Origin of the sequence: Pseudomonas sp. RIT288 (genome assembly GCF_000631985.1) — a bacterium.
Taxonomy (GTDB): Bacteria; Pseudomonadota; Gammaproteobacteria; order Pseudomonadales; family Pseudomonadaceae; genus Aquipseudomonas.
On the sequence record NZ_JFYN01000034.1, the window covers coordinates 223196 to 244979 of the forward strand.

At 61.0% G+C, this 21784-nt stretch carries 18 protein-coding genes and 1 riboswitch; of the genes, 8 read left to right on the forward strand and 10 right to left on the reverse strand.

From position 1 onward, the window contains the following. Window positions 1-98: 98 nt before the first annotated feature. Together BW33_RS19810 and BW33_RS19815 are read right to left on the reverse strand one after the other, a co-directional pair. On the reverse strand, window positions 99-551 hold the full coding sequence (locus BW33_RS19810) for a DUF1249 domain-containing protein (protein ID WP_007967395.1): 453 nt from the start codon (window positions 549-551) through the stop codon (window positions 99-101). Next, entirely contained in the window at window positions 542-1159 is a 618-nt protein-coding gene (locus BW33_RS19815) for an NUDIX domain-containing protein (RefSeq protein ID WP_047600732.1), read from the reverse strand. Before BW33_RS19815 ends, BW33_RS19810 begins: the two co-directional genes overlap by 10 nt. 229 nt (window positions 1160-1388) lie before the next feature. On the opposite strand from BW33_RS19815, the gene BW33_RS19820 reads away from it, so the two are divergent. Beyond that, window positions 1389-2135: an RsiV family protein gene (locus tag BW33_RS19820; protein ID WP_047600734.1), complete on the forward strand. Its 747-nt coding sequence runs from the start codon at window positions 1389-1391 to the stop codon at window positions 2133-2135. Here BW33_RS19820 and cytX read toward each other — a convergent pair. Next, window positions 2104-3396, reverse strand: a complete 1293-nt coding sequence (gene cytX / locus BW33_RS19825) for a putative hydroxymethylpyrimidine transporter CytX (protein ID WP_047600735.1) — start codon at window positions 3394-3396, stop codon at window positions 2104-2106. The two genes, BW33_RS19820 and cytX, sit on opposite strands and share 32 nt — an antisense overlap. Before the next feature lie 220 nt (window positions 3397-3616). Beyond that, the gene (gene thiC, locus BW33_RS19830) at window positions 3617-5506 is read right to left on the reverse strand and encodes a phosphomethylpyrimidine synthase ThiC (protein ID WP_047600736.1); all 1890 of its coding nucleotides are present in this window, start codon (window positions 5504-5506) and stop codon (window positions 3617-3619) included. Between the two features lie 146 nt (window positions 5507-5652). After that, window positions 5653-5758: riboswitch (TPP riboswitch) on the reverse strand. A 205-nt stretch (window positions 5759-5963) separates the two neighbouring features. On the opposite strand from thiC, the gene BW33_RS19835 reads away from it, so the two are divergent. After that, the gene (locus BW33_RS19835; protein ID WP_047600737.1) at window positions 5964-7397 is read left to right on the forward strand and encodes a TolC family outer membrane protein; all 1434 of its coding nucleotides are present in this window, start codon (window positions 5964-5966) and stop codon (window positions 7395-7397) included. Window positions 7398-7493: 96 nt separating this feature from the next. On the opposite strand, the gene waaA is transcribed toward BW33_RS19835, so the two are convergent. Together waaA and BW33_RS19845 are read right to left on the reverse strand one after the other, a co-directional pair. Next, entirely contained in the window at window positions 7494-8768 is a 1275-nt protein-coding gene (waaA, locus tag BW33_RS19840; protein ID WP_047600738.1) for a lipid IV(A) 3-deoxy-D-manno-octulosonic acid transferase, read from the reverse strand. An 11-nt stretch (window positions 8769-8779) separates the two neighbouring features. Then, a complete protein-coding gene (locus BW33_RS19845) occupies window positions 8780-9682 on the reverse strand; it encodes a LysR family transcriptional regulator (protein WP_047601079.1) in 903 nt (300 codons plus the stop codon). Between the two features lie 102 nt (window positions 9683-9784). Here BW33_RS19845 and BW33_RS19850 point away from each other — a divergent pair, with 102 nt between their 5' ends. The 4 genes from BW33_RS19850 to BW33_RS19865 all read left to right on the forward strand — a co-directional run bounded on the left by BW33_RS19850 (window position 9785) and on the right by BW33_RS19865 (window position 13248). Continuing rightward, window positions 9785-10117 carry a DMT family transporter gene (locus BW33_RS19850; RefSeq protein WP_003221050.1) on the forward strand — a complete coding sequence of 111 codons (333 nt, stop codon included), beginning with the start codon at window positions 9785-9787 and terminating at the stop codon, window positions 10115-10117. A 146-nt stretch (window positions 10118-10263) separates the two neighbouring features. Next, window positions 10264-11439 carry an NAD(P)/FAD-dependent oxidoreductase gene (locus tag BW33_RS19855; protein ID WP_047600740.1) on the forward strand — a complete coding sequence of 392 codons (1176 nt, stop codon included), beginning with the start codon at window positions 10264-10266 and terminating at the stop codon, window positions 11437-11439. Then, entirely contained in the window at window positions 11436-12248 is an 813-nt protein-coding gene (locus BW33_RS19860; protein ID WP_047600741.1) for an aldo/keto reductase, read from the forward strand. Before BW33_RS19855 ends, BW33_RS19860 begins: the two co-directional genes overlap by 4 nt. A gap of 31 nt (window positions 12249-12279) precedes the next feature. Then, the gene (locus BW33_RS19865; protein WP_047600742.1) at window positions 12280-13248 is read left to right on the forward strand and encodes a hypothetical protein; all 969 of its coding nucleotides are present in this window, start codon (window positions 12280-12282) and stop codon (window positions 13246-13248) included. A 90-nt stretch (window positions 13249-13338) separates the two neighbouring features. Here BW33_RS19865 and hldE read toward each other — a convergent pair whose 3' ends face one another. The 3 genes from hldE to msbA form a co-directional block, all read right to left on the reverse strand. Continuing rightward, entirely contained in the window at window positions 13339-14760 is a 1422-nt protein-coding gene (hldE, locus tag BW33_RS19870) for a bifunctional D-glycero-beta-D-manno-heptose-7-phosphate kinase/D-glycero-beta-D-manno-heptose 1-phosphate adenylyltransferase HldE (RefSeq protein WP_047600743.1), read from the reverse strand. Window positions 14761-14884: 124 nt separating this feature from the next. Continuing rightward, entirely contained in the window at window positions 14885-15589 is a 705-nt protein-coding gene (locus BW33_RS19875) for a sulfotransferase family 2 domain-containing protein (protein ID WP_047600744.1), read from the reverse strand. A 233-nt stretch (window positions 15590-15822) separates the two neighbouring features. Next, window positions 15823-17625, reverse strand: a complete 1803-nt coding sequence (gene msbA, locus BW33_RS19880) for a lipid A export permease/ATP-binding protein MsbA (RefSeq protein ID WP_047600746.1) — start codon at window positions 17623-17625, stop codon at window positions 15823-15825. A 154-nt stretch (window positions 17626-17779) separates the two neighbouring features. Here msbA and BW33_RS19885 point away from each other — a divergent pair, with 154 nt between their 5' ends. Beyond that, window positions 17780-19642: a bifunctional O-antigen ligase/aminoglycoside phosphotransferase family protein gene (locus tag BW33_RS19885; RefSeq protein WP_047600747.1), complete on the forward strand. Its 1863-nt coding sequence runs from the start codon at window positions 17780-17782 to the stop codon at window positions 19640-19642. After that, window positions 19642-20859 (forward strand): acyltransferase family protein, encoded by a 1218-nt coding sequence (locus BW33_RS19890; RefSeq protein ID WP_047600748.1) that lies wholly within the window; start codon window positions 19642-19644, stop codon window positions 20857-20859. Before BW33_RS19885 ends, BW33_RS19890 begins: the two co-directional genes overlap by 1 nt. A gap of 15 nt (window positions 20860-20874) precedes the next feature. Here BW33_RS19890 and BW33_RS19895 read toward each other — a convergent pair whose 3' ends face one another. Beyond that, a complete protein-coding gene (locus BW33_RS19895) occupies window positions 20875-21759 on the reverse strand; it encodes a glycosyltransferase (RefSeq protein WP_047601080.1) in 885 nt (294 codons plus the stop codon). Window positions 21760-21784: the final 25 nt, after the last annotated feature.

Sequence of the window (21784 nt, forward strand, 5' to 3'; positions counted from 1 at the left end):
GCGTTCTCCCAGGGCAAAAGCACGGAATCGGTTGAGTGCCGCAATTATGCTGGGGGATGGCGCAAAGGGGAAACCGGCGAACCGGACGCAGTTCACAACTAGCGTACGACTTCGTACTCGTGCCCCAGGGCCAGACAATGGCTCAGCCATTCTCCCAGGAACAGATTGAGCTGGGCCTTTTCATCCGGCTGATGCATCGCGGCGTTCGGGTAAGGATAGATGCCGCGAAAGCGTCGTGCATGTTCGGCGCTGATCACCTCGGCCATGCGTGCGTCATGGTAGACCTGTACTTCCAGTTGTGGCACCGGCAGCCACGGCAGGCTGTGTTCCTGACGCACCTGCAAAGTGGTGGTGTATGGGCAGGTCTGCAGCACTTCGAGGGCCAGCACGCCGAGCATCTGCTCGCCCTGAGTCACGGCGATGCGCCGCGCCTCGGGGTCGTTGCGCATGTCCGGCACCAGTCGCATCAGGCGCGCGTAGTTGGCCTCGCAGGCGGCTTGCAGCCCGGCGAGGTCGACTCGATAGCGATCGCGCAGCTTGTTTACGACCATAACCCCCTCACTTCGGCGCGGTTCAGCGCCAGCCATTGCAAGGCGATGATGCTCGCCGCGTTGGCAATGCGTCCGTCACGGACGGCCTGCAAGGCATCTTCAAAGGCCCAGACCGTGACGCGGATATCCTCTGCCTCTTCCTCCAGCCCATGCAGGCCGCCTACGCCTTCGGTGCTGCAGCGCCCCAGAAACAGATGCACGAATTCGTTGCTGCCACCCGGCGACGGAAAGTATTTGGTCATCGGCCACAGGGCATTGATGTCCAGCCCAGCTTCCTCCTGTGCCTCGCGGTGAGCAACTTCTTCCGGCACTTCGGCCTTGTCGATCAGACCGGCGACCAGCTCAACCAGCCACGGGTTGTCGGTCTTGCCCATGGCACCGACGCGAAACTGCTCGATCAGCACCACTTCATCGCGCTGCGGATCGTAAGGCAGCAGGCACACGGCATCGTGGCGCACGAAGACTTCGCGGTTGATCTCGCGGCTCATGCCGCCGGCGAACAGTTCATGGCGCAGGTGCAAACGGTCGAGCTTGTAGAAGCCCTCGTAGCAGCGCTCGCGCTTGACGACGTCGACGGTGACCGGAGTGGCGTTGGCAAAATCTGTCATGAGCATCCTCTCTTGCGGCAAATCCAATACGAGGTTGCTTGTTGTTACTGGCGACCTCGACTTCGCGCCATCCTAACGCGCCCGCCATGATTGATGCAGCCCCTTTACCGTCAGCGGGATGGACGGTGGCGGCGAAACCCACTCTAATTAGCTTAGTGGCGAACTGACTGCTTCGGCGAGAGTCGAAGCGGATAACTTTTTGCCTTCCCCTGTTTCAGAAAGGACGCCCATGTCGCTTTTCAAAATTGCCTCCGTGGCCGCCATCGCCCTGACCCTGGGCGCCTGCGCCAACCTGTTCCAACCCAACTACCGCACGCCGCTGGAAACCACCCGCGACGCCTCGGAAACCCTGAAACCCGGCTGTTCCAACCCGGACTGCCCGCTGGTGAATATCGATACCGTGCACTTCGCGGCCGAGCCTGCGCTGGACGGCATTATCGAAAAGCGCCTGCTGCAAATGACCCGCACCGAGCAGAACGCAGCGGTAGCGCCAACCCTGACCGCCTATCGTGATCAATTCCTGCGCAACGCCGGCCCGCGCAACAGCAGCTATTTGCAGGCCAAGGTACGCGAGCAGCATGACGGCTTGGTGATCATCGAGCTGTCGAGCTACCTCGACACCGGCGGCGCCCATGGCACCCCGGGTCGCGGCTTCATCAACTATTCGCGCCAACAGCATAAAGTGCTGAACCTGTCGGACATGTTGCTGCCGGGTCAGGAAGAGGCGTTCTGGAAAGCGGCACAAGTGGCGCACAACAGCTGGCTGATCAGCACCAAGCTCGATCAGGAAGCGGATTTCGTGAAGAGCTGGCCGTTCGTCAAAACTCCGAACGTGGCGCTGACCTACGGTGGCGTGATCCTCAAGTACGACGTGAGCACCATCGCGCCTTACGCGCTGGGCCACGTCGAACTGAAGATTCCTTACCCGCGTCTGAACGGCATTCTCAAACCCGAGCTGTTTCCGGGCCGTAACTGAAAGCCCGGCCGAGCACCAACTGCAGCAGCCCTGCCAGCACCAGTGCCGGCAGGGTCGCGCCGACATCCGGATACAGATTCGCCAGCAAGTGGTAAGTGCTGATTCCGCCCAGCCACGCCAGCAGCGCTGGCCAGCGCAATGCGGCTGACGCCACTTGAGCGCTGCGCTTGCGCAGAATGAAGTGATCCACCAGCACCACGCCGAACAGCGGCGCAAACACCGAACCGATCAGCAACAGGAAGTTCTGGTACTGCGCCAATGGCGCCAGCAGTGCAATCAGAGTGCAGATCAGGCCGATGGCCAAGGCCAGATGTTCGACCTTCAAGCGCAACAGAATCCCGCTCGACACCGCCGCCGAATGAATGTCGGCGAAAGCGTTTTCCGACTCATCCAACAGAATAAGTAACAGCGGAATGCCCAGACCGGCTCCGGCCAGTGCCAGCAGCAACGCATTGACTTCACCACTCGGCGCGAACGCCAGGGTGTAGGCCACGCCGAGGCTCATCAGCCAGAAGTTACCGATAAAGAAACCGATGGCAGTGCCGCCGAACACGTTCTTCGCACGCTTGCCGAAGCGCGAGTAATCGGCGATCAGCGGCAGCCACGACAGCGGCATCGCGATGGCAATGTCGAAGCCCACGGCGAACGGCATCGAACCGTCCCCGGTACGCGCCCAGAGTGCCGCCAGATCCGCCTTGGCGAACAGATTCCAGGTCAGCCAGATGCACGCCGCCAGAATCAGCCAGATGCCCCATTTGCGCAGGATCTTGCGCACGAACGTCAGCGGCCCGCTGACTGCGAGCAAGGTTGCGAGCGCACCGAAACACAAGGTCCAGAGCATCGGGCTGGCCCACAGCGACCCCTCGCTGAGGGCCCGGGTGCCGAGCAGGCTGGCGGCATCGCGCATGACGATGATTTCGAACGAGCCCCAACCGATCAGTTGCAACAGGTTGAGCAGCGCCGGCAGGCTCGCGCCTTTGCTGCCGAGACTCAGTTTCAGTGCGGCCATCGACGACAGACCGGTGTCGCTGCCGATCACGCCGACGGCGGCCAGCAGCAGCACGCCAACCAAGGTGCCGAGGAAGATCGCCAGCAGCGAACCGGAAAGGCCCAGACCGGGTGCGAGCAAGGCACCGGTCTGCAACACCATCAGGCCAATGCCGAGGGAAAACCACAGGGAAAACAAATCGCGACCGCCGAACACCCGCCTGTCGGCGGGCACAGCGAGGTCGGGGGAATAAGTGCTGGGTTGAATGCTCAAGGGGGTTATCTCAGAGGGACATTTGTTGTTGTGTGTGATCGCACACCATTCCTGTGGCGAGGGAGCTTGCTCCCGCTGGTCTGCGCAGCAGACCCAAAACCGGCCAACGCGTTCTTTCAATCAGATCGCGTTGGCCGGATTTACGACTGCTTCGCAGCCGGGCGGGAGCAAGCTCCCTCGCCACAGAGGCTCCGGTCATCCCAGAGCCTTTCAGGTCAGATCAAACCTTCTTGTACAGCTGACTGCCTTCCTTCTTGAACCGCTCGGCCTGTTCCGCCAAGCCCTGGGCGACGTCCACGTCGACCGCGTCGATTCGCTGGTTGGCCGCGTATTCACGGACTTCCTGAGTGATCTTCATTGAGCAGAATTTCGGCCCGCACATCGAGCAGAAGTGCGCGACCTTGGCCGAGTCCTTCGGCAGCGTTTCGTCGTGATACGAACGCGCGGTGTCTGGATCGAGACCGAGGTTGAACTGATCTTCCCAACGGAATTCGAAACGCGCCTTGCTCAAGGCATTGTCGCGAATCTGCGCGCCCGGATGCCCTTTGGCCAAGTCCGCTGCGTGGGCGGCGATCTTGTAGGTGATGATCCCGGTTTTCACGTCATCCTTGTTCGGCAAGCCGAGGTGTTCCTTCGGCGTCACGTAGCAGAGCATCGCGCAACCGAACCAGCCGATCATTGCCGCACCGATACCCGAGGTGATGTGGTCGTAACCCGGGGCGATATCGGTGGTCAGCGGGCCGAGGGTGTAGAACGGCGCCTCGTCGCAGCACTCCAGCTGCTTGTCCATGTTCTCTTTGATCAACTGCATCGGCACGTGGCCCGGGCCTTCGATCATGCACTGCACGTCGTGTTTCCAGGCGATCTTGGTCAGCTCGCCGAGGGTCTCCAGTTCGCCGAACTGCGCTTCGTCATTGGCGTCGGCAATCGAGCCCGGACGCAGGCCATCGCCCAGCGAGAAGCTGACGTCGTAGGCCTTCATGATTTCGCAGATTTCGTCGAAGTGGGTGTAGAGGAAGTTCTCTTTGTGGTGCGCCAGGCACCACTTGGCCATGATCGAACCGCCACGGGAAACGATGCCGGTCACGCGTTTGGCGGTCAGCGGCACGTAGCGCAGCAGCACGCCGGCGTGGATGGTGAAGTAGTCGACGCCCTGCTCTGCCTGCTCGATCAGCGTGTCGCGGAACAGCTCCCAGGTCAGGTCCTCGGCGACGCCGTTGACCTTTTCCAGGGCCTGATAGATCGGCACGGTACCAATCGGCACCGGCGAGTTGCGAATGATCCATTCGCGGGTTTCGTGAATGTGTTTGCCGGTGGACAGGTCCATCACGGTGTCCGAACCCCAGCGAATGCCCCAGGTCAGTTTCGCCACTTCTTCTTCGATGGACGAACCCAGGGCGCTGTTGCCGATGTTGCCGTTGATCTTCACCAGGAAGTTACGGCCGATGATCATCGGTTCCAGTTCGACGTGGTTGATGTTGGCCGGAATGATGGCGCGACCACGGGCGATTTCTTCGCGGACGAATTCAGCGGTGATTTCTTTCGGGATGCTCGCGCCAAAGCTGTGGCCGGCGTGTTGCTGGTTCAACAGGCCAGCGGCGCGGGCCTCTTGCAGCTTCATGTTTTCGCGGATGGCGACGTATTCCATCTCGGCGGTGATGATGCCTTTGCGCGCGTAGTGCATCTGGCTGACGTTGGCCCCGGCCTTGGCCCGGCGCGGGTTGTTGACGTGGGCAAAACGCAGCTTGGTCAACTCTGGATCCGCCAGGCGCTCCTGGCCGAAATTGGAACTCAGGCCAGGCAAACGCTCGGTGTCGCCACGGTCGTCGATCCACGCCGAACGCACGTCGCCCAGACCTTTGCGCACGTCGATCACCACGTTCGGATCGGTGTACGGGCCCGAGGTGTCGTAGACGGTGACCGGCGCGTTGATTTCGCCGCCGAAGTCGGTCGGCGTCACATCGAGAGTGATTTCGCGCATCGGCACACGGATGTCCGGGCGCGAACCCTGAACGTAGATTTTTTGCGAACGGGTGAACGGTTGAACCGACTGTTCGTCGACCTTGGCCGAGTCACTCAGGTTGATCGCGTTTTTTGCTTTTGTAGTCATCACGGGCTCTCCAGACAGCATCCAGGCAATGGATTGTCGGAGCAGAACCTGAAAGGCACGGACGCACCAGGACTGGTGCTGTGCATCGTCGTCGAGCGTTCGATTGTCGAACAATTTCCCGGACGAAGCACAAGAGGACTCGCCGGGTGACGAGAAATCTTGTTCCCTACGCAGGCGCTAACCTGATCAGGTTCAACGGGATCCGAAATTATTCGATCTCAGCCTCATAGCAAGGCACCCCGACAAGAACCCGGCCAGTCTAGACACAACCGGCAAAGAACGCCAACACCGCGGCAAACACCATGATGAATGGCGCAATTACCGGGACTTGCAGGATTGTTGCCGCACGATTGCGCAACTACACTCGCTTTGCCCTGCGCGCCTTGACGCTGCCGAGGCCGCGCCGTAGCCTTGGCGCGCACATTATTTCCGTAATATTTTTGCTAGGGATCGCCTCATGCTGCGCAAACTTTCACTGGCTCTTGCCGTGTCTTGTGCGTCCAACGCAATGGCCTGGGCAGCAGAAGCGCCTTTGTCGACCAAGACCGATCTGGTCAGCGTCTACCAGGAAGCAGTCGACAACAACGCCGATCTGGCCGCCGCCCGCGCCCAGTACGGAGCCCAGAAAGAAGTGGTGCCGCAGGCCCGTGCCGGCTTGCTGCCCAACTTGTCCGGCGGCGCCGAAGTGGCGGACGTGCGCACCTCGATCGACCAGCCTTCAGCCATTGCCAATCGCAGCGCGCATTCCTATCAGGCGACCCTGGCCCAGCCCTTGTTCCGCGCTGACCGCTGGTTCCAGTACCAGGCAGCCAAGGACGTCAACGAACAAGCCGCGCTGCAACTCTCGGCCACCGAGCAGAACCTGATCCTGCAATCGGCCGAAAGCTACTTCAACGTGCTGCGCAGTCAGGACAACCTGGCCTCGACCAAGGCTGAAGAAGCCGCTTTCAAGCGACAGCTTGACCAGTCCAACGAGCGCTTCGATGTCGGCCTGTCGGACAAGACCGACGTCCTGCAATCACAAGCGAGTTACGACACCGCGCGCGCGAACCGGATCGTCGCCCAGCGTCAGGTCGACGATGCGTTCGAAGCGCTGATCACTCTGACCAACCGTCAGTACAACTCGATTCAGGGCATCGTCCACACGCTGCCCATCCTGCCGCCGGCGCCAAACGACGCCAAGGCCTGGGTCGAAACCGCGGGCAAGCAGAACCTCAATCTGCTGGCGAGCAACTTTGCGGTCAGCTCCGCCGAACAGACCCTCAAACAGCGCAAGGCCGGTCACCTGCCGACCCTCGATGCCGTGGCCAAATACGAAAAGGGTGACAACGACGCCCTCGGTTTCGCCAACCCGAACGCCTTCGGTACGCCATACAGTGGCAACGTCGAGCAAAGTACGCTCGGCCTGCAACTGAACATCCCGATCTACAGTGGCGGGCTGACCAGTTCGCAAGTGCGCCAGTCCTATGCGCAACTGGATCAGAGCGAGCAACAGCGCGAATCCCTGCGTCGGCAGGTGGTGGAAAATACCCGCAATCTGCACCGCGCGGTGAACACCGATGTCGAGCAGGTACAGGCGCGCCGCCAGTCGATCATCTCCAACCAGAGTGCGGTGGAAGCCACGGAAATCGGTTATCAGGTGGGTACGCGCAACATCGTCGATGTGCTCGACGCCCAGCGCCAGCTGTACACCTCGGTGCGCAACTACAACAATACCCGCTACGACTACATCCTCGACAACCTGCGTTTGAAGCAGGCGGCGGGGACATTGAACCCGGGTGATCTGGAAGATCTGCGGCGTTATTTGAAAGCCGACTACAACCCGGACAAGGACTTCCTGCCACCGGATCTGGCCAAGGCCGCCGAAGCACAGCTCAAGGCGCGGCCTTAAGCCTTAAAGCAAAAGATCGCAGCCTTCGGCAGCTCCTACCCATGGAATGCATTTTCCTGTAGGAGCTGCCGAAGGCTGCGATCTTTTTTTTGCCTGTTACTTGATCAGTCGGGCCAAGCCATCCAGCAACCGCTGCAGCGCACCCTGATTACGCCGCATCACCGCCAGCCCGGCCTCGGCCATGCGCTGGGCATCACGCGGCAATTCGAACAGGCGCTGCACTTCCACCGCCAGCCCTTCGGCATCATCCACTTCGGCCAGCGCGCCGGCTTCGCGCAACTGCGCGGCGATGTCGAGGAAGTTGAACAGGTGCGGGCCACTGATGACCGGTTTGGCCAGGGCCGCCGGCTCCAGCAGGTTATGCCCGCCGTTCGGCACCAGGCTACCACCGACAAAGGCGCTGTCGGCCAGTGCATAGAGAAACAGCAACTCGCCCATGGTGTCGCCGAGCAGCACGGAAGTGTCCGCCTCGACATTGGCACCACTCGAACGGCGCACCGTGGCAAAGCCTTCACGCTGGCACAACTCGAACACCGAGTTGAAGCGCTCGGGATGGCGCGGCACCAGAATCAGCAACGCATTCGGGTAGTTCGTCAGCAGCTGGCGATGGGCGTCGAGCACCACTTCGTCTTCGCCTTCGTGGGTACTGGCGGCGATCCACACCGGGCGCTCCAGCGCCTGCCATTGACCGCGCAGTTCGTTGGCGCGTTGCAGCAGCTGCGGGTCGATGCTCAGGTCGAACTTGATCGAGCCAGTGACCTCGACCGTCTGCGGGCGCGCGCCCAGATCGCGGAAGCGCTGGGCTTCGGCTTCGGTCTGCACCGCGAACAAGCTCATTTCAGCGAGCATCGGCGCGGTCAGCTTGCTGAAGCGACCATAGCCCCGCGCCGATCGCTCGGACAATCGACCGTTGGCCAGCGCCACCGGAATCCCGCGTTTGGCACACTGATGAATGTGGTTCGGCCACAGTTCGGTTTCCATGATCACTGCCAGTTTCGGTTTGGCGTGATCAAGAAAACGCGCCGCGGCGCACGGCAAGTCATAGGGCAGATAGCAATGCTGGATGCGCGGCTCGCTGGCGAACAGTGCCTGAATCCGTTCCGATCCGGTCGGGGTCATGCAGGTCACGGTGATCGGCAGTTGTGGATAACGTTGCAGCAAGGCGCGGATCATCGGCGCAGCGGCGATGCTCTCGCCCACCGACACCGCGTGCACCCAGATCCCGCCGGGCTGCAGTGACGGCATCCCGCAGGAGAAGCGCTCGCCAATCCGTTTGGCATACGCCGGGGCCTTGCGCGAGCGCAGCCACAGCCGAATCGCCACCAATGGCAGCCCCAGGTAAAACAGCGCGGTGTAGAGAGTTCTATTCATGGCGGCGGAGTTTATCGACTTTTGTCGCCAATCGCCCGCAAGTGCACGGCAAAACGTTCGGCCAGCCAGCTCGCGGCAGGCCCCAGGGGTTCATCCCGGCGCCAGACCAGCTCCACCACCAGCGCCGGCGGGGTCCATTCGCTGTCCAGTTCGACCATCAACCCCTGATAGGCCGAGTACTGCACCACATGCCGGGGCAGCCAGGCCCAGCCCAGATCCCGCACCAGCCATTCGGCCATCACGTAGAAGCTATCAGCGCGCCACACTTGCGGGCTGGCCGGTTCGTTGCCGGGGTAGACGCTGGTTTGCGTCGACATCAGCAATTGCCGATGCTGCGCCAATTGCTGGCAGGTGACGTAGGGCTGCGTCGCCAGCGGATGATTGATCCCGCAGACCGTGACCATTTCCACCCGGCCCAATACCCGACGCTCCAGCGCTTCAGGAATTTCATCGTGATAGAACAGCAAGCCCAGATCGGCGCGACGCTCGACCAGTTTGCGTGCGACTTCACCCTGGGCGGCGCTGGTCAGTTGCACTTCGAGGCTGGGAAATTGCTCGGCCAGCGCATCGAAGCTTTCCACCAGTGCCTGATACGGCATCGCTTCATCCTGAGCTACCCGAAGCTGCGCTTCCTGACCGCGCATCATCGCCATCGCCCGACCATTGAGGCGCGCGCATTGACGCAACACTTCGCGCGCCTCTTCGAGCAGCGCCTCGCCGGCTTCGGTGAGCCTGGGTTGGCGACCACTGCTACGCTCGAACAGGCTGACACCCAAATCGTCTTCCAGCATGGCAATCGCACTGCTGATTGCCGACTGTGCCTTGCGTTGCTGGCGCGCCACGGCAGAAAACGAGCGTTGTTCGGCGACGCTGACGAAGGCGCGCAGTTGTTCGAGATTCCACAGGGTATTCATGCTGCAGCCCATCTTAAAAACAGATAGGTAATGACTTTACCCCATCTGGCGAGCGACTAGAATGCCGCCTCAGCAAGCAACGTTTTACATGAGGATCTACACATGAACGCCTACGCCTTCCTGGCTATCGCCATCTGCGCCGAAGTGATCGCCACCGTTTCGATGAAAGCGGTCAAAGGCTTGAGCACTCCGCTGCCGCTGATCCTGGTGATCGTCGGCTACGGGATCGCCTTCTGGATGCTGACACTGGTGGTGCGTACTGTGCCGGTGGGAGTCGCCTACGCCGTGTGGGCGGGCATGGGCATCGTCATGGTCAGTGTCGCGGCGCTGTTCATTTACGGGCAGAAGCTGGACGTACCGGCGATGCTCGGGATGGCGCTGATCGTGCTCGGTGTGGTGGTCATCCAGCTGTTCTCCAAGACCGCAGGGCATTGAAGAAAAAGATCGCAGCCTTCGGCAGCTCCTACATTGGAATGCATATCCCTGTAGGAGCTGCCGCAGGCTGCGATCTTTTTTCGCCTCTGAGCTCCGATCCCCGAGTCTGTATACTGCGCCCTCGTCTTGAACACTGAGGTCGTTGCATGCCATCCGTTATTTCCACCGACGTTTTGATTGTCGGCGCTGGTGTCGCCGGCCTCTGGCTGAACGCGCGTCTGCGCCGCCAGGGCTTTTCGACCGTGCTGGTGGAAAACGCCAGCCTCGGCGGCGGGCAGAGTGTGAAATCCCAGGGCATCATTCACGGCGGCGCCAAGTACGCGCTGCACGGTGCGCTGACGGGCGCCTCGGAAGCCATCGCCGACATGCCGCGCCGCTGGCGTGAAGCGCTGGCCGGCAACGGCGAGCTGGACCTGTCCGGCGTGCGCCTGTTGTCCGAAGCGCATTACCTGTGGTCGCCCGGCACCCTCGCCGGCAACCTCACCAGTTTCTTCGCCAGCAAAGCCGTGCGCGGCCGGGTCGATCAGGTCAAGGGCGATCAACTGCCGCCGGCCCTGCAAGACAAGCGCTTCAAGGGCAAGGTCTACCGCCTCGCCGAACTGGTGGTCGACGTGCCGAGCCTGATCCAGCGCCTGGCCGATCTGGCCGGCGACGGTCTGCTCGCCGGGCAAACCATCGAGCCGCTGCTGGAAGCAGGCGTGCTGGTCGGCCTGAAAGTCGACGGTCGTGAAATCCGCGCCCAACGCATCGTCCTCAGTGCCGGTGCCGGCACTGCCCGGTTGCTGGATGACCTGGGCCTGAGCCAACCGGCGATGCAACGCCGGCCGCTGCACATGATCATCGCCAAAGGCCCAAGCCTGAAGCCGTTGTACGCTCACTGCCTGGGCGGCGGCACCAAGCCGCGCATCACCGTCACCACTCACCCGGCCGCTGATGGCAACTGGGTCTGGTACCTGGGCGGCGACATTGCCGAAAGCGATGGCGTGGCCCGCGAGCCTGCGGAGCAGATCGCCACGGCGCAGAAAGAACTCGGCCAGTTGCTGCCATGGATCGACCTGAGCCAGGTGCAATGGGCGACCTTGCGCGTGGATCGCGCCGAGCCGCTGCAAACCGGCCTGAGCCGTCCGGACAACGCCTTCCTCGCCGAACAGGGTCGCCTGCTGGTGGGCTGGCCGACCAAACTGGCACTGGCACCGGACTTCGCTGACCGGGTCATCGCTGCGCTGGAGCGCGACGCCATCCAGCCGCAACCGGCCGAGCCATTGCCGGCACTGCCAAAACCACCGATGAGCGTACCGGCCTGGGAGCAACTGTTGCCATGAGCGTAGCGACCCTGCACGAACTGCATCGCCCCTTGGGCAGCACCGGCCTGATGGTTTCACCGCTGGGCCTGGGCACAGTCAAACTCGGCCGCGACCAGGGCGTGAAATACCCCAACGGTTTCCAGATCCCCGACGATGACGCGGCACGCATGCTGCTCAAGCAGGCCAAAGGGCTGGGCATCAACCTGATCGACACCGCCCCGGCCTACGGTCGCAGTGAGGAACGCCTCGGCCCGTTGTTGCGTCGCCAGCGGCAGGACTGGGTGATCGTCAGCAAGGTCGGTGAAGAGTTTGCCGACGGCCTGTCGCAGCATGACTTCAGTGCGGCACATACGCGGATGTCGGTCGAGCGTAGCCTGCAACGTCTTGAAACCGATTTTATCGACCTGGTGCTGGTGCACTCCGACGGCAACGACCTGGCGATCCTTGAGCACGAAGAGGTCTACGCTACCCTCGCCGCCCTCAAGGCCGAGGGCAAGATTCGCGGTTTCGGCTTCTCCGGCAAAACTGTCGAGGGCGGACTCAAGGCGCTGGAGCAAGGGGACTGCGCGATGGTCACCTACAATCTGAACGAACAGAACGAGAAGGCAGTCATTGACTATGCTGCTGCCCACGGCAAAGCCATTCTGGTGAAAAAAGCCCTGGCAAGCGGCCATGTATGCCTGAGTCCGGGCGTGGATCCAGTGCGCGCCAGCTTCGAGTTGTTGTTCCAGCAGCCCGGCGTGGCCAGTGCTATTGTCGGAACGATCAATCCGCTGCACCTCGCCCATAACGTTGCGACCGTTGCCCAGGTCCTTCGTGGTCACTGACGCCGCCCCGCGGCCTTAAGCAGGAGCCGACATGCCGCGCACGCTCATCAGAAAGAACCCGAGCGACTTCAAGACGCTACCGCTGTTCGTCGAGGCAACGCCCGAAGGCCTGACCTATCAAAGCGTCGGTATGCCGCTGAATTTCGCCCAGACCCTGCAGCGGCGCAAACCGGTGAGTGTGGCGGATGCCGAGCGCTTCGCGGTGGAGCTGGCCAACCTTGGGGTCTCGGTGCGCCTGACGCTGCATTGGCAGAATCGCGATTACTGGGTGCTGGTGCGCCAGCGTCGGCAGGATCGCGGGGACGTCGTGCTCAAGCTGATTTCCGGCTACGTGCCTGCTCAAGAACTGAACATCCCGTTGCACACGGCGATTCAGGAAATTGCCGAAGAGTGTCTGCTGGAAACCCCGGAAGGCTGGCTCGGCGGACGCTTCAATGACACCTGGCTACCCGCGCCCTACTCCTCCGCCCTGCATTATCGCGAGGCCCTGCCGTTTCGCCTGACGCCGCAGTCCGGTTCGGCGCGGCCGGTGCGCTGCGCCAATCTGCAATTGCTCGAACGGCCACGGGCCTATGTGCATCTGCCGACGGCATCACTGCAACTGATCTATGACTTGCGCCTGGACGTGCCCAAGGAAGTCAAATCCCTGAGTCTGTTTCATGTCGATGAACGCCTGGAAGGTGATCAACTGGTGGCGCGACTGGACCGCAAGCGCCCCGATCTGTACCTGATGCCGTTGCAGGACGGCGAACCGCTGGCCGAGCTGTATACCTTGAAGAAGGGTCAGCTGTCTCCGGCGGGCACGCGTGGTCTGTATCTGGCCGAAAGCTTTGCCAGACAGGATGGCTGGCTGGTGCGTGAAGAGCGGATTCGCTGGAAGGACTGGTTACGCCAACAAGGCCTGACCCCGCCGGAGAAGCCTACGGGCCTGGCGCGGTTGCGTGGCAAGGCCAAGCAACTGCTGAAAAAGATCGTACCGCGCAAGAAAGTCAGCTCCTGAAACGCAAAAGATCGCCGCCTGCGGCAGCTCCTACAGGGAAACGCATTCCAATGCAGGAGCTGCCGCAGGCGGCGATCTTTTCAGCTTGAATCAGTGACCGCGGATTTTTTCCACGATCGCGGTGGTCGAGCTGTTTTCCACCAGACCCAGCACTTTCACCGTGCCGCCGTAAGCCTTGACGATATCGGCACCAACAACCTGGTCGATACCGTAATCACCGCCCTTGACCAACACATCCGGCTTGACCTCGCGCAACAGGTTTTCCGGGGTGCCTTCCGGGAAGCTGATCACCCAGTCCACCGCACCGAGGCCGGCAAGTACCGCCATGCGTCGGTCGACACTGTTGATCGGACGTCCCGGCCCTTTCAGGCGGCTGACCGAGGCGTCATCGTTGATTGCCACGATCAGACGGTCGCCCTGGGCGCGCGCCTGCTCGAGGTAGGTCACGTGCCCGGCATGCAGAATGTCGAAGCAGCCATTGGTGAAGACGATGCGCTCGTTATGCGCACGGGCATCAGCCACTGCCAGCACCAACTGCTCCAGACCCAGAACACCACGCTCTGAGCCCTCTTCACGCTGAATCGCGCGGCGCAGTTCCGGAGCGCTGATCGCTGCAGTACCGAGCTTGCCGACCACAATACCGGCCGCCAGGTTGGCCAGTGCCACCGCATGCGGCAACTCTTCACCGGCAGCGATCGCCGCCGCCAGGGTGGAAATCACCGTGTCGCCGGCACCGGTCACGTCGAACACTTCACGGGCACGGGCCGGCAAATGCAGCGCCGGATGCTCCGGACGCAGCAGGGTCATGCCGTGTTCACCACGGGTGACCAGCAGCGCGCCGAGTTCGAGATCGTGCATCAGGGTCGCGCCCTTGCTCACCAGTTCGTGCTCATCGGCGCAACCGCCGACGATGGCTTCGAATTCACTGAGGTTCGGCGTGATCAGACTGGCGCCACGGTAGATCGAAAAATCCTTGCCCTTGGGATCGGCCAGCACCGGAATGCCTTTGGCACGGGCCGCCTGAATCAAGGCCTGATGGTTTTTCAGCGCACCTTTGCCGTAGTCCGACAGTACCAGCACCTTGATGCCTTCGAGCAGATCATCGACCTGCGAAGCCAGGGCCAGCGCATCGGTGGCAAACGGTTCTTCGAAGTCGATACGCAGCAATTGCTGGTGGCGACTCATGACCCGCAGCTTGACGATGGTCGGCTGATGCGCAATGCGCTGGAACAGGGCACGCACGCCCGCGCCCTTGAGACTGTTGCTCAGGCTGTCGGCGGCTTCGTCATCACCGGTCACACCGACCAGCGACGCCGGCGCACCCAGCGCGGCAATGTTCAAGGCAACGTTGGCAGCACCGCCCGGGCGGTCTTCGATTTGCTCGACTTTTACGACCGGAACCGGTGCCTCAGGGGAAATCCGTGAGGTTCCACCATGCCAGTAACGGTCGAGCATGACATCGCCGACCACCAAGACTGGGGCTTGATCGAATCGCGGCATGGACAACTTCATGGAGCAACCCACATACAAAATGAACAGGGGCGCGATATTAACACAGGGTTGGCAAAGGCTCGCGCAGCGGCTGCAACAGGATGAAACAGAACGCTTTTGCGCTTGTTTTCCGTACAGCCGCCGATCACTCGTAACCCAGCAAATCGTAATCGCGCTGGTAGATCCGCCGCACCAGCCTGCGCGTGCGTATTGTGCAGAATTCCCGGGCCGGCACGGCTCGACGCTGTTGCGAGCGATTGACGTGCGGCAGACTCACCGTTTGTCCAAGGTGTTCACACACCAGACTGAAATCACGCTGCAGATGCTCCTGATAACCGACGAAATCCAGCCCGAGACGCCCCAGCGAGTCGGTCAGGAAATCGGTTTGCGCCGCGAAGTGCAGTTGCCGCGAGATGGTTTCGGGGTGTAGCCAGCGGGCGACAAAATCGTCGAAGTCGCGGTAATGCCTGACCAGTTGCTGGGCGGCGTGATCACGCTCGCTCAACGCATTGCCGCGCAGGAAGGCGTAGGCCGAATAGGCGCGTTCCAGCGGATCGCGGACAAAGGCGAACTTGAATGCCTTCGCGAATGCCTCGGGGAATTGCTCCTCGTACCAGTACAACGGCAAATGCCCGGGACGCCAGCCGTCGAACATTGCCGTACAGATGCTGCTGCCGGCGCATTTCGGGACATGGATGAACAGGCAGGAGCGCTGCTGGAAGGGCTGGGGAAACGTCAGGTTGGCTGACATCGACTTGTTCACCACCTGACGATCGACCACCGACAGGCGCCCGAGCAGAAAGGCCCGCTGTGGCTTGGGCAGCAGTTTCCAGAGATAGCGTTGCAGCATGAAAGTACCCGCGCGACGGGGATGACCCCCTCGATGAAAGTCAGAGTTCGTTGAGGAACCTTAACAAGCGCGGTACCCGGTTTTATTCCGGTTTGGTCAAGAAGGGTAATGGTCTCGATACAAACGACTGTGGGAGCGAGCCTGCTCGCGATAGCGGGTGAACATTCGACACGGACGTCGTCTGTTGCAGCGCCTTCGCGAGCAGGCTCGCTCCCACAGGGCTGAGCCTGAAATCAGGCGATATCTTCGGCCGGGGCATCCAGGCCCATGGCGTTGAGGCGCGCGTAGTAACCATTTTGCGCCAGCAACTGGTCGTGAGTGCCGCGCTCGACGATGCGACCCTGATCCATGACCAGAATAAGGTCGGCCTTCTCGATGGTCGACAGACGGTGAGCGATCACCAGCGTGGTACGCCCCTTCATCACCTGATCCAGTGCCGCCTGAATGTGCCGTTCGGACTCAGTGTCGAGTGCCGAGGTGGCCTCGTCGAGAATCAGCAGCGGTGCGTTCTTCAGCAACGCACGGGCAATCGCCAGACGCTGGCGCTGGCCACCGGAAAGCAATACGCCGTTCTCGCCGACCTGAGTGTCCAGGCCTTGCGGCAGCTGCGAAATGAAGTCCATCGCATAGGCATCGCGCGCCGCTTTCTCGATGTCTTCGCGCGGTGCACCGGCCAGATCGCCATAAGCGATGTTGTTGGCCACGGTATCGCTGAACAAAGTGACGTGCTGGGTTACCTGGGCGATATGACGACGCAGGTTGAGCAGCTTGTACTGCTCGACTTCCACGTCGTCGATGAGAATTTCGCCCTTGTCGTGGTGATAGAAGCGTGGAATCAGGTTGGCCAGCGTCGACTTGCCGCTGCCCGAACGCCCTACCAATGCGACCATCTGCCCCGGCTGGACCGAGAAGCTGATGTCGTCGAGCACCTGACGTTCGGTGCCAGGGTAGGTGAAGCTGAGGTTGCGCACGTCCAGACGACCGCTCACCGCATCGCGCTCCACCGTACCGGTATCGACTTCCGGCTCGACATCCAGTTGCTCGAAGATGCTCTCGGCACCGGCCACGCCTTTCTGGATGGTCGAGCTGACTTCGGACAATTGACGGATCGGCTTGGGCAGCAGGCCTGCCAGGGTGATGTAGGCGACCATGTCACCGGCCGAGGCATCACCGCGCAGGTACAGCACGAGGAACATCAGCACGGCCATGGCGGTGTAGATCACCAGTTGCAGCATTGGCGTGTAGATCGCGCCGGTACGGGTCATGCGCAGTTGCTTGTCGGTGTTGCTCTGGCTGGCGTTGAGGAAGCGTTGTTCTTCGTAAGCCTCGCCGCCGAAGCTGCGCACCACGCGATAACCCTGGATGGTTTCCGAGGCAACGTGGGTGACATCGCCCATCGCCAGCTGGATCTTCTTGCTCTGCTTGCGGAATTTCTTGCTGGCGGTGCGCACCATTACGGCGATCAGCGGCAGGATCGCCACCATCACCAGGGTCAGCTTCCAGTTCATGAACAGCAGCGAGGCAAACAGGAAGATCACCGTCATGCCTTCACGGATTACGACCTTGATCGCATCTGTTGCCGCCCCCGTGACCATGGTCACGTTGAAGGTGATACGCGAAATCAGATGACCGGAGTTATGCTTGTCGAAATAGCGGTTAGGCAGCACCAGCAGGTTGTTGAACAACTGCACACGCAAGTCATGCACCAACCCGAGGGAAACCTTGGCCAGGAAATAGTTGCCCAGATAGGAGCCCAGCCCCTGCCACGCGGCGATCAGAATGATCAGCAACGGTACGGCCTGCAGCAGTTGCAGGTCGCGCAGGTACGGCACGGAAGGAAACAGCACCGCTTCAGGGTTGGACAGGCCATCGACAAAGTACTTGAGGATGTAGCCGAGCATTGGCTGCGTCGAGGCGAAAATCAGAAAGCCGACGATGCTGATCAGGAACAGACTGATGTACGGCCGGACATAGCCGAGCAGGCGGAAGTAGATTTTCAAGCTCGATGGGCTTGCGGCGGGACTGGAATCGGTCATATCACGCGAAAGTCGATAAAAAGGACGCTGACTTTAGCACAGCTTCTTCAGGGTTCTGGCAATCGGCGAAAGGCTGTTATTGTTAGGCATCTTTTTCCGCATCAAATAGCCATCACTCGAATGGTCGATCAACCTCAGGAATGAATCTCACAGCATGCAACTTCGCGGCTTCAGCAGTACGTCCAATCGAGTTTTCGATTTCATCAGCCTGTGGATACTACCCACCGGTTATTTTTTGCTCCTGTGCGCGCTGTTCTTTTTGCCGGGTCGAAGCCTGCATCACAAGCTGTTCTACGGACTGTTCAGCATTCCGACACTGATCGCACTGTGCCTGCGTCCACGCGAGCTCAAGGAGCTGCTGCGCGAGCCGATTTTCATCGCAGTCCTGTTGTTCGCCGCCTGGGCGTTGCTCAGCCTCGCATGGGGCCCAGACGGTGAGCCGCTCGGCGGAATGTTCAAGCCGCCACTGCATACCTTGCTGCTGTTTGCCGGCTGCTACCTGCTGGTGCGCTACCGCAGCGACATCCTGCAACCCTTGCTGTTCGGCGCTGCGCTGGTCGCGCTGATTGCCACGACCATTTTCCTGTTCATGTTCGCCCGGGTTTATGAGCCGGGGATGCGCCTGATCGGCGGCGGTGCCTTCGATAACCCGTTGCTCAGCTCGCACCTGTTCGGCTTCTTCAGTGCCTACTGGCTGAGCGTGACCATGACCTGCAAACGTCGCCAGATGATGTGGCTCAGCGTGCCGGCGATGGCAATCATGTTCATGGCCGTGATCGGCACGGGTTCCCGGACACCGCTGGTGGCACTGACCATGGCTGCGCTCTGGCTGTGCTTCATCTGCTGGAACCGACGTTCAGTGGGGTTGCTGGTAGCCCTGGCCCTGAGCGGGGTGGCGGTTCTCACGCTGTTTTCGCAGATGATCATTGAACGTGGTGATTCCTACCGGCTGGAAATCTGGCAAATCGTGTTGCACAAGATTGCCGACCACCCGTGGGTCGGCCATGGCTACAGTGCCACCCTCGCTGTCGACCCGGGCGTTGGCTACAACTTTCAGGAACCACACAGCTTTGCCCTCGGTGTCCTGTATTACGTCGGGATCATCGGACTGCTGCCATGGTTGTTCTTCCTGCTGTGGAGCCTGCTGAGCAGTTGGCGCCAGCGTGTGCAGCCACTGCTGATCATTGCCTCGACCTGGCTGGTATTCGGTATCGGTGCCGGGCTGACCGAAGGCGGTGGAATCATCTCGCGGCCCAAAGAGCACTGGTTCCTGTTGTGGATCCCGCTGGCACTGATCGCGGCGCTGAGCATCAATCAACGCGCGCGGCGCCTGTTGACACAGCCGGTGCAAAAGCTTGCGACCGCTGACCTGGAGCACATGAGCAGCGCGGCCCAGATCATTGAAGAAGACGGCCTCGGCCCAAAAGTCCTGCGCCTGACCGACGGCAGCTTCCTCAAGCTGTTCCGCCGTCGCCGCTGGTACACCTCCGGCAGCTTCAATCCCTACTCCGAACGTTTCGCGGTCAACAGCGAACAGCTGCGCCAGATGGGCATTCCGACCCCGCAAATATTGAATCTGTACCGTCTCGACGATGGCAGCAGTGCCGTGCATTACGCGCCGTTACCGGGACACACGCTGCGTCAGGTGCTGCAGAGCATTACGGCTCCAGCGGTGCGCCAGGCGCTGGTAGAGCGCTTTGGCAAATTCATGGCGCAACTGCACGAAAAAGGCGTGTATTTCCGCTCGCTGCACCTGGGTAACGTACTGGTGCTGGAAGATGGCGAGTTCGGCCTGATCGATCTGGCCGACTTGCGCATCTACCCTACCCCGCTCAGTCTTTCCCTGCGCCAACGCAATTTGCGTCATATGCAACGTTACACTGTCGACAAACGCTGGCTGTTCGAGGATCACCTCGATGCGTTGCTCCAGGGGTACGCCATGACGGCGTCTAAATCCGCGGTTGAAAATCTGCACAGGCAAGTGCTGGCCGGCAACGCCCCGGCCCGAGTTCAGTGATGATCGAAACCAATCCGCTTATCGCGCTGGCAGCCTACCTGCTGGCCATCGTCACCTCCGCCCTGCTGTTGCGCGCGGTGCCGAAAATAGCTCGGCACCTGCAGCATTCCGGCGAAAGTCGATATGCCAGCATCGACGGCCTGCGTGGCTATCTGGCGTTTGGTGTGTTCGTACACCACTCGGTCATTACCTGGATCTTCTTGCGCACCGGGGTGATCGACTTTCCGCCGAGCAACTTCTATTCGATGCTGGGTCAGGGCAGCGTCGCGCTGTTCTTCATGATCACCGGTTTTCTGTTCTGGAGCCGCCTGCTCGCGCAGGGACGCAACCATGACTGGCTGGCGTTCGGCGTCTCACGGGTATTTCGTCTGTATCCGCTGTATCTGCCGCTGATGCTGCTGGTGTTCGTCTCGATCTTCCACTTGCAGGACTGGCAAATGAAGGAGCCTGGCCTGGAGCTGTTCAAACAGATCCTCGCCTGGCTGACGTTCGACCGCCCGGACATCAACCAGTACCGTCATTCCGGCATGCTGATATCCAACGTCACGTGGACGCTGGCCTATGAGGTGTTTTTCTACATGGCGCTGCCATTGGCCGGACTGGTGTTCATCTACCGCGGCAGCTGGTTGCAGGTGGTGCTGTGCCTGATCGGCATCTACGCGCTGTACCAGATCATCGGCTGGGAACATTCGCTGAAGAAACACTTTCTGGCGAGTTTCCTCGGTGGCATTGCCGCCGCCTACTGGATTCGCCGGCCGGCGCTCGTGGCGTGGAGCCAGTCGCGCCTGGCGAGCATCATCGCCGTGCTCGCGCTGGTGATTGCATTCACCGCGTTCAGTCGGGCGTTCAAGACTGCACCGCTGTTTTTGCTGGGGTTGTTTTTCGTGATCGTAGCGTCCGGCAATGATCTGTTCGGCGCGCTGAAACCACGCAGCATTCGCTGGCTCGGCGAGATCAGCTACAGCACCTATCTGCTGCACGGGTTCGTTCTATGGCTGATGGTGCAACGGCTGCCGCTGCTGCTGAATATCGATGCACGGGAAACGGCGGTCTACCTACCCCTGGTGGCCGTCTGCGCGTGCTTGCTGATTCTGATCAGCAGCGTGACGTTCCTCTATATCGAGCAGCCGGGCATGGCTGCCGGCAAGAAGGTTGTGCATTGGCTGCGCCAGCGTCAGAAGGGCGAAAAGCGTCTGCCGGAGAAGATCGCTCGCTGAGTGCGAGCGAGCGCCTCAGTCCTTTTCCAGCGGGGAAAAGAGCAAACGCCCCAGTCCGCGCCAGGTCTTCTTGTTCCAGGCCTTGAACGGGATCTGCGCCAGTAGCTCGCGTGCCAGCTTTCGATTGCGGTTGGCGGTCTTGAGGAACATCGAGTTCAGCGCCTTGAAGCGCACTTCGTCGTACAACGGATGATCGCTGAACAACGCATAGGTGCGCAGGATGTTCTCGATCATGAAGCGATGATTCTTGTACGAGTTGGTGGCGTGCTTGCGGTAGCGCGCCATCACCACGTTCAAACCGTCGATGAAGTAGCCAGCACGGGTCACCTTGAGCTCGATATACAGGTCTTCAAGACGAATCGTCGGATCGAACCCTCCCACCTTCTCCAGCGCCTCGCGACGGATCATCAGCGTCGGCGCCGGCGGATACGGCTTGCGCTCAAGGAACATGTCGTCGAAATCGAGGCGGCGAAACGGCACGTCGCGGCGCTGACGCTTCTCTGGATAAAGACTGCCGTCGGCGTGCATCAGCTCGATATTGCCGGCACAGATCCCGACTTCAGGCTTGCCGTCCATGTACGCCACCTGGGTGGCAATACGGTCGGGATACATGATGTCGTCGGAGCCGAACGGCACAATCAGACTGCCCTTCGAACGGGCGATAGCGCCGTTGAGGGTATTGGTCAGACCCTGATTCTGCTGCACACGAAAATCGAAACCGTACTGCGCCTGCAACGCGCTGATGCGCTCGACGCTGTCGTCCTTCGAACCGTCATCGACCACCAGCAGCTCGATGTTTTTGTAGCTCTGGTTGAGGACGCTGAGGATGCTTTCCTCAATGTACGGGCCGTGGTTGTACGAGGCGATGATCACGGTGACGAGAGCGTTGGCTTCGCTCATGGCTCTTTCTTCACTCACGGCTTTC

Bases quoted from the DNA above. Each gene is read 5' to 3' on its own strand.
- hldE (WP_047600743.1), bottom strand. From the start codon at position 14,760: ATGAAGTTGTCCATGCCGCGATTCGATCAAGCCCCAGTCTTGGTGGTC.
- msbA (WP_047600746.1), bottom strand. From the start codon at position 17,625: ATGACCGATTCCAGTCCCGCCGCAAGCCCATCGAGCTTGAAAATCTAC.
- BW33_RS19865 (WP_047600742.1), top strand. From the start codon at position 12,280: ATGCCGCGCACGCTCATCAGAAAGAACCCGAGCGACTTCAAGACGCTA.
- BW33_RS19855 (WP_047600740.1), top strand. From the start codon at position 10,264: ATGCCATCCGTTATTTCCACCGACGTTTTGATTGTCGGCGCTGGTGTC.
- BW33_RS19845 (WP_047601079.1), bottom strand. From the start codon at position 9,682: ATGAATACCCTGTGGAATCTCGAACAACTGCGCGCCTTCGTCAGCGTC.
- waaA (WP_047600738.1), bottom strand. From the start codon at position 8,768: ATGAATAGAACTCTCTACACCGCGCTGTTTTACCTGGGGCTGCCATTG.
- BW33_RS19815 (WP_047600732.1), bottom strand. From the start codon at position 1,159: ATGACAGATTTTGCCAACGCCACTCCGGTCACCGTCGACGTCGTCAAG.
- thiC (WP_047600736.1), bottom strand. From the start codon at position 5,506: ATGACTACAAAAGCAAAAAACGCGATCAACCTGAGTGACTCGGCCAAG.
- BW33_RS19820 (WP_047600734.1), top strand. From the start codon at position 1,389: ATGTCGCTTTTCAAAATTGCCTCCGTGGCCGCCATCGCCCTGACCCTG.
- BW33_RS19860 (WP_047600741.1), top strand. From the start codon at position 11,436: ATGAGCGTAGCGACCCTGCACGAACTGCATCGCCCCTTGGGCAGCACC.
- BW33_RS19810 (WP_007967395.1), bottom strand. From the start codon at position 551: ATGGTCGTAAACAAGCTGCGCGATCGCTATCGAGTCGACCTCGCCGGG.
- BW33_RS19835 (WP_047600737.1), top strand. From the start codon at position 5,964: ATGCTGCGCAAACTTTCACTGGCTCTTGCCGTGTCTTGTGCGTCCAAC.
- BW33_RS19850 (WP_003221050.1), top strand. From the start codon at position 9,785: ATGAACGCCTACGCCTTCCTGGCTATCGCCATCTGCGCCGAAGTGATC.
- BW33_RS19895 (WP_047601080.1), bottom strand. From the start codon at position 21,759: ATGAGCGAAGCCAACGCTCTCGTCACCGTGATCATCGCCTCGTACAAC.
- BW33_RS19890 (WP_047600748.1), top strand. From the start codon at position 19,642: ATGATCGAAACCAATCCGCTTATCGCGCTGGCAGCCTACCTGCTGGCC.
- BW33_RS19875 (WP_047600744.1), bottom strand. From the start codon at position 15,589: ATGCTGCAACGCTATCTCTGGAAACTGCTGCCCAAGCCACAGCGGGCC.
- BW33_RS19885 (WP_047600747.1), top strand. From the start codon at position 17,780: ATGCAACTTCGCGGCTTCAGCAGTACGTCCAATCGAGTTTTCGATTTC.